We start from the raw sequence: 7,165 nt of genomic DNA, 5'->3' as shown, positions 1-7,165 counted from the left end.
GGCGGCAGTGGCCGCACGGAAGCGGACATTGACCAGTTTTTCGCCGATCTTGGGCCGAAAAAGAGCGCTCGCATCGAGCTGGCGGTGATGGACATGTGGCGCCCGTTCCGCACCTCGGTGGGCAAGAACGCGCCCAACGCGGCCATCGTGTTCGACAAGTTCCACATCATGCGCCACCTGTCCGACGCGCTCGACCAAGTGCGACGGGACGAGTACAAGCGTCTGCAGGGCAAGGATCGCAGCTACATCAAGGGCCAGCGCTATACCCTGCTATCCAACCGTGAGAACCTCAACCTGGATGGGCGTAAAGCGCTCAAGAAGCTGTTGGGGGCCAACAAGCGCCTGAGCACGGCTTACCTGCTCAAGGAATCCTTCGGACAGTTGTGGAGCTATCGCACCGAGCGTGGCGCACGGGCGTTCTTCGAGCACTGGAAGCAGAGCCTGCGCTGGCAGCGGCTCGCGCCGTACCAGAAGTTCGCGCGAATTATCGAGCGGCACTGGGACGGCATCGCCGCCTACTGCACACCCGGCAACAAGGTCAGCCTTGGCCTGGTGGAAGGGCTGAACAACAAAATCCGTGTCATCCAGCGCAGCGCCTACGGCTACCGCGACGAGGACTACCTCAAGCTCAAGGTCATCGCCAGCTTCCTGCCAGCGCTACCCCAAAACGTCCGTTTGGACCCACACTGATCCGCGAAGACCCCTTTTTCTTGTCAGCGGTACCCAGCTGGGGACGTGGTCCTGGGGCAACAACCGCTTCGAGCTGGTTGGATGGCCTTCGAACCAGACCATGATCGACCAGTTCGGCCAGGGCTGGGGCGCCAATACGCTGGCGGTGGCCTGGTCGCGCTGGACCGGCAATGTCATCAACGAAGTCGACATCGCCTTCAATCCCGCCTTTTGCTGGACCTTGAATGCCTTCGACGGCGCCGACCCCGGCGACAGCTGCTGGAGTTTCCAGCAGACAATGCTGCACGAGCTGGGCCACGGGTGGGGACTGGACCATCCCTGGGAAACACAGGATGTGTGGTGGGATTCGGTGATGAACTACTCGCCGAAGCCGTATCGCCAGGCGCGCCTCAATACCGACGACGTCAACGCCGTGCGGGCCCGATACGGTGGCCCTGCGATGGAGCGCACGCTGATCAGCCAATGGCAGACCACTGACCACGCCGCTTCGATGCAGCCCACCTACACACCCGCGCTGCCGTTCCCGGTCGCCCTTCGCCATGGCCAGTCGCTGACGCTGCCCGGCCGGATCCAGATCGAGAACATGGGCACCGTGAATTTCGCCAATCCCGCCGTTGATCTGTACCTGAGCCAGAACTGGAACAACTGGGGCGGCAGCTACGCCTTCCTTCGCACCGCCAGCTACACTGACACACTGGAACCGTTCAGCAGCCACAGCTACTCGGTCAGCCCGACGCCGATCGCTGCGACGGTGCCCACCGGCCGCTATTTCTTCACCCTCTGGCTGTCGAACGGGCAGGGCAGCACGCCCAACCGGACCAGCTCGTCCAATCCCGACGTCATGGTGACGGTGCAGAACAATCCGGCAATGCTGGCACCGACGCTCGCGTGGCAGACCGCGGGCACCGGTCGCATCGGGCCGCTGGGCGAATGGGACTACATCCTGCCGGCGGTCGCGGGTCGTACCTACGAGTTCACGACTTGCCCCGGCCATGGTGGTTCGGCCGACTTCGACACCCGCATCGACATCCTTGGCGGCGCCGGCAATGACGATGCCTGCGGTCTGCAGTCGCGCGTGGAATGGACGGCGCCGAGCTCCGGCAACCGCACCGTCCGGGTCAGGGGTTTCTCGATCAACAGCCAGGGCGTTTTCGTCATGGCCTATCGCCAGGTCCTGTCCGACAACATTTTTGCCAATGGCTTCCAGCCCTAGGCGGCCGGGCCGGATCCTCTGGCGGGGTCCGGCCCGGGTTTTTGCGGCGGTGGTGCGCGGAAAAAGCCTTTTCGCAGGTACTGCAGGCGGGTCCTCGGCATCCGGCGTTACGGCGCGGCATCCCGCGCCGCGTTTCTCAGGTGCTGGTACGGCCGGCGGGGCAGGGCAGGCCGTGGTGATGGCAACCACGCTAAGCTCCCGGCATGAGCAGGACGAAGACCAGTGGCAAGGCGGTGACCGCCTATGTCTGCAGTGAGTGCGGCGCCGAGTTCGGCAAGTGGCAGGGCCAGTGTGGCGACTGCAATGCCTGGAACACGATCAGCCAGGTGGTGTTGGCACCGTCGCGGACGGCCCGCGCGGCGCCGCGGTCGGGTGGCTGGACCGGACTGGCGGCCTCCGAGGTGCTGGATCTGTCCGGCGTGGCCGACGAGGCGCAGCGCCGCACCGCCACCGGTATCGGTGAGCTGGACCGCGTGCTGGGCGGGGGCCTGGTCGCCGGCTCCATCGTCCTCGTTGGCGGTGATCCCGGCATCGGCAAGTCGACGCTGCTGCTGCAGGTGCTCGCTGGCCTCGGCGGCCGGCTGAAGGCCCTGTACGTCACCGGCGAGGAATCGCTGGCGCAGGTGGCGTCGCGCGGCCGGCGCCTTGAGCTGCCGCTGGCCGGCCTGCGCAGCCTGGCCGAAACGCGCATCGAGGCGATCGCCGAAGCGATCGCCAGCGAACGCCCGGATGTCGTGGTCATCGATTCCATCCAGACGATGCACGTCGATACGGTCGCCTCGGCGCCGGGCTCCGTCAGCCAGGTGCGCGAAAGTGCAGCCGAACTGGTCCGGCTGGCCAAGACCACCGGCACGTGTGTGTTCCTCGTCGGCCATGTGACCAAGGAAGGCGGCATCGCCGGTCCGCGCGTGCTCGAACACATGGTCGATGCCGTGCTGTATTTCGAGGGCGAGGCCGGCAGCCGCTATCGCGTGCTGCGCGCATTCAAGAACCGCTTCGGCGCCGTCAACGAACTGGGCGTATTCGCCATGGCCGACCGTGGCCTGCGCGAAGTGCCGAATCCCTCGGCGATCTTCCTGTCCGGCAGTGACCACTCGCGGCCCGGCAGTGCGGTCATGGTGACGCGCGAAGGCACCCGTCCGCTGCTGGTCGAGGTGCAGGCGCTGGTCGACCAGAGTCCGTTGGCCAATCCGAGACGGGTGACGCTGGGCCTGGAACAGAACCGCCTGGCCATGTTGCTGGCAGTCCTGCATCGACATGGCGGCATCGCGGTGTTCGACCAGGATGTGTTCGTGAACGTGGTCGGCGGCATCCGCGTGCAGGAAACGGCGGCCGACCTGCCGGTGCTGATGGCGGTCCTGTCCAGCTTCCGCGACCGCCCGCTGGCGGAAAAGCTGGTGGCCTTCGGCGAGATCGGACTGGCCGGCGAACTGCGTCCGGTACCGAACGGGGACGAACGCCTGAAGGAAGCAGCGACGCATGGCTTCACGCGGGCGATCGTGCCGCGGGCGAACGCACCGAGGCGACCACCCGCAGGACTGGAAGTGATCGCTGCCGACAGCCTTTCGGCGGCGCTGGCCGCCATCGACTAGGTCAATCGGCCGCACGCCCGGTCGGCTTCGAGTCAGCTGGAATCCCGGCTGCGGGGCGTCTTCATGCGCCCCGTCCCGACGGTTGTGGGCGAATCCGTCTCGATCGTGCCCTGCCGGGACTGCCTCGGGATCCTTCCGGCCGTGCTCGAAATTGGCCGCATACCCATGATTATGAATGCATTTTTGGATTGCCGCATCGGCTTGGGGCGGCGGCGGCCGGACGGCGCCGTACGGTGGCGTTCGGGCTGTTAGAAATCTGTCGTGAAGTGAGGTTAAAATATCGCTAACACCAGCGGTCGGGCGACGGGGGAATCCCGGCCTTCATGCGGAATCCGGGGCCGCCAGCCGGCGGCTCTTCGTCAATGGTCCTCAACTCCTGTAGATAGGGTGCACTCCATGTTCAAGCCGAAAAAAGCCAAGCTTGCCTTGGCCTTGTCCCTCGTGCTCGCGTCAGCGGCACCAGCCTTTGCGCAGCAAACCTCGGCCTCGGTGGCCGGTCGCGTCCAGAGCGCAGGCGAGCCTGTCTCCGGCGCCGAAGTCACCATCATGCACACGGAGTCGGGCACCGTCAGCCGCGCCACGACCGATGCCAACGGCCGTTACGCCGCGCGCGGCCTGCGCGTCGGTGGTCCATACACCATCACCGTCGAGAAGGACGGCAAGGTCGACATCCGCGAGAACGTTTACCTGCTTCTCGGCGAGACGGTCAGCGTGAACGCCGAACTGGAAGACGCCCAGCGCCTCGAGACCGTCCAGGTCGTCGGCACCGGCTATGACGTCTTCGGCTCCGACAAGGTCGGCGCCGGTACCCACATCAGCAACGAGCAGATCCAGTCGTTCCCGTCGGTCAACCGCAACATCCAGGACTACGTCCGCCTGGATCCGCGCATCGCGCAGACCGACAAGGCGCGCAACGAAATCTCCGTCGGTGGCCAGAACTCGCGCTTCAACGCCATCCGCGTTGACGGCATCAGCACCAGCGACGCCTTCGGCCTGGAATCCAACTCCATGCCGACCCCGCGCCAGCCGATCTCGATGGACGCGATCGAGGCGATCAACGTCAACATCTCCAACTACGACGTCACCATCGCCGGCGCCACCGGCGCGGTGATCGACGCCGTGACCAAGTCCGGTACCAACGAGTTCAGCGGTTCGGTCTATGGCCTGTACCGCGAGAACGACTGGTCGGGCAAGAACGCCAACGACCTGCGTCCGACCCTGTTCGACTACGAAGCCACCTACGGCGGCACCTTCGGCGGCCCGATCATCAAGGACACCCTGTTCTTCTTCCTGAACTACGAAAAGTACAAGGGCAAGGACCTGTACATCGGCAACGCCGGCTACGGCCCGATCGGTTCCGGCGCCAGCAACATCGTGCAGATCAGCCAGGCCGAGATCGACGAGATCATCGCCATTTCGCGCAACGTCTACGGCTTCGACCCGGGCACGCTGGCCCTGCCGGCGCTGAACACCGAGACCGAAGAGTACGCGGCCAAGATCGACTGGAACATCAACGAATCCCACCGCGCCAGCTTCCGCTACGCGAAGGCCGAGCAGAGCCAGGCCAACCTGCAGGGTTTCGGCAACAACTCGCTGGCCCTGAACACGTACCACTACATCCGCGACTTCAACTTCGAGACCTACACCGCGCAGCTGTTCAGCGACTGGACCTCGAACTTCTCGACCGAAGCGAAGATCTCGTACCGCGACTACTCGGCGGTGCGTAACCCGCTGGCCAACCTGCCGGCCATCGGCATCAACCTCAACGGCCGCTTCCTCAACTTCGGTACCGAGGCCAACACGCACTACAACGTGCTGGAGACCGAAACGCTCAACGCCAGCTTCATCGGCAACCTGTACCTGGGCGACCACCAGCTGAAGTTCGGCTTCGACCACGAAGACAACGACATCTACAACCTGTACGGACCGCGTACCTTCGGTACCTACACGTTCCAGGGCATCGAGAACTACCGCAACGGTATTTCCAGCGCCTACCGCATGTCGTACCCGCGTGATGGAAACATCGACAACATGGCGGCGGTCTGGAACCTGAAGACCACCGGCCTGTTCCTGCAGGACACCTTCTACATCACCCCGAACCTGACCGCGACCTACGGCGTCCGCGTCGACCGCCTGTCGGCCGACACCCCGCTGTACAACGAGGCGGCTTCCGAAGCCTTCGGTTACCGCAACGACGCGTCGATGGACGGCAAGAGCCTGGTGCAGCCGCGCTTCGGCCTGAACTACACCTTCGACACCGAGCGCCAGACGCAGCTGCGCGGTGGTTTCGGCCTGTTCCAGGGTGCCGCCGCCTCGGTGTGGCTGTCCAACCCGTTCTCCAACAACGGCCTGGGCTACACCGACTACAACTTCAGCCAGGGCATCACCAGCTTCACGCCTGATCCGTACAACCAGCCGCGCGGTACTTCCGGTGCCACGCAGTCGGTCGACTTCCTGGATCCGGAGCTGCAGCAGCCGTCGGCGTGGAAGGTCAACCTGGCGCTCGACCACGAACTGCCGTGGTGGGGCATGGTCGCCAGCGCCGAAGCCGTGTGGACGCAGGTCCGCAACGGCATCTACTACCAGCAGCTCAACCTGGGTGCGCCGACCGCGACCGGCCAGGACGGCCGCCTGATCTACTGGAACGCCCGTGGTCTTGACCCGGCGAACTGGAACCAGGCCGGTACCGGCAGCAGCGTCGGCGCGCGTGCCAACCGCCTGACCAGCTACAACGACGCGATCATCGCCCGCCGCACCACCCAGGGCGACGGCGAGCAGTTCACGCTGTCGCTGACCAAGCCGTACCAGAACAACTGGTTCTGGCAGGTTGCCTACACCTACACCGACGCCAACGAAGTCAGCCCGCTGACCAGCTCGACCTCCAGCTCGCAGCTGGGCAACGCACCGATCTTCCAGGCCAACGAGGAAGTGTCTGCCCGTTCGAGCTACGTCATCCGCGACCGCTTCACCGGTGCCCTGTCTTACAGCCGCAACTTCTTCGGCGACAACAAGACCGAGTTCTCGGTGTTCTATGAAGGCCGCAAGGGCAAGCCGTACAGCTACACGTTCGACAACGACGCCAACGGCGACGGCCGTCTGAACGACCTGCTGTACATCCCGGCCGGTCGTGGCGACGTGATGTTCGGCAGCGCCGCCGAGGAAGACGCTTTCTGGGCCTTCGTCAATGAAGACGCCTACCTGAGCGCCAACCTGGGCCGCGTCGCCGAGCGCAATGCCGCCTTCGCCCCGTGGGTGCACCAGTTCGATGTCCGCGTGTCGCAGGAAATCCCGATGTTCTTCGGCCACAAGGCCGAGATCTGGCTGGACATCCTCAACGTCGGCAACCTGATCGACAAGGACTACGGCCGCATCGAGGAGTACTCCTTCCCGCTGATGCGCGGCGTGGTCGAGTACGGTGGCATCGATCCGGCGAGCGGCCGTTACGTGTACCGCTTCAACACGCCGGACAGCACCAGCATCTACGACGACCGCGGCGTGTCCCGCTGGGCGTTGCAGGTGGGCTTCCGCTACAAGTTCTGATCGGTCCTCCGACCAGGGCAGGGTCGGGAAGCCTCTCGACCCCCACGAAGGCCGGCCTTGCGCCGGCCTTCGTCGTTTCCGCCCCTTGTGCTGGGCGGTCCGGGTTCTTAGCATGGCCGGCCCTGAAGAA

General features: G+C 64.9%; 4 protein-coding genes. All 4 read left to right on the top strand.

Translation table 11 applies throughout. The features are described from left to right. Positions 1-690: ISL3 family transposase (locus tag EDC25_RS05535; RefSeq protein WP_132577289.1), on the top strand; the 690-nt coding region annotated here is incomplete at its 5' end. Between the two features lie 100 nt (positions 691-790). Beyond that, positions 791-1,903: a matrixin family metalloprotease gene (locus tag EDC25_RS05530; protein ID WP_123522323.1), complete on the top strand. Its 1,113-nt coding sequence runs from the start codon at positions 791-793 to the stop codon at positions 1,901-1,903. A 203-nt stretch (positions 1,904-2,106) separates the two neighbouring features. After that, complete coding sequence (gene radA / locus EDC25_RS05525) at positions 2,107-3,495, top strand: DNA repair protein RadA (protein WP_132577288.1); 1,389 nt, start codon at positions 2,107-2,109, stop codon at positions 3,493-3,495. A 396-nt stretch (positions 3,496-3,891) separates the two neighbouring features. Then, positions 3,892-7,035 (top strand): TonB-dependent receptor, encoded by a 3,144-nt coding sequence (locus tag EDC25_RS05520; protein WP_123522324.1) that lies wholly within the window; start codon positions 3,892-3,894, stop codon positions 7,033-7,035. Positions 7,036-7,165: the final 130 nt, after the last annotated feature.

This window comes from Pseudofulvimonas gallinarii, from assembly GCF_004343305.1.
Lineage (GTDB): Bacteria > Pseudomonadota > Gammaproteobacteria > Xanthomonadales > UBA2363 > Pseudofulvimonas > Pseudofulvimonas gallinarii.
The sequence above is the reverse complement of the archived record's forward strand: the minus strand, read 5'-3'. Positions and strand labels throughout refer to the sequence as shown.

Excerpts from the sequence above, each read along its gene's own strand:
- radA (WP_132577288.1), top strand. The coding sequence starts at position 2,107 with ATGAGCAGGACGAAGACCAGTGGCAAGGCGGTGACCGCCTATGTCTGC.
- EDC25_RS05520 (WP_123522324.1), top strand. The coding sequence starts at position 3,892 with ATGTTCAAGCCGAAAAAAGCCAAGCTTGCCTTGGCCTTGTCCCTCGTG.
- EDC25_RS05530 (WP_123522323.1), top strand. The coding sequence starts at position 791 with ATGATCGACCAGTTCGGCCAGGGCTGGGGCGCCAATACGCTGGCGGTG.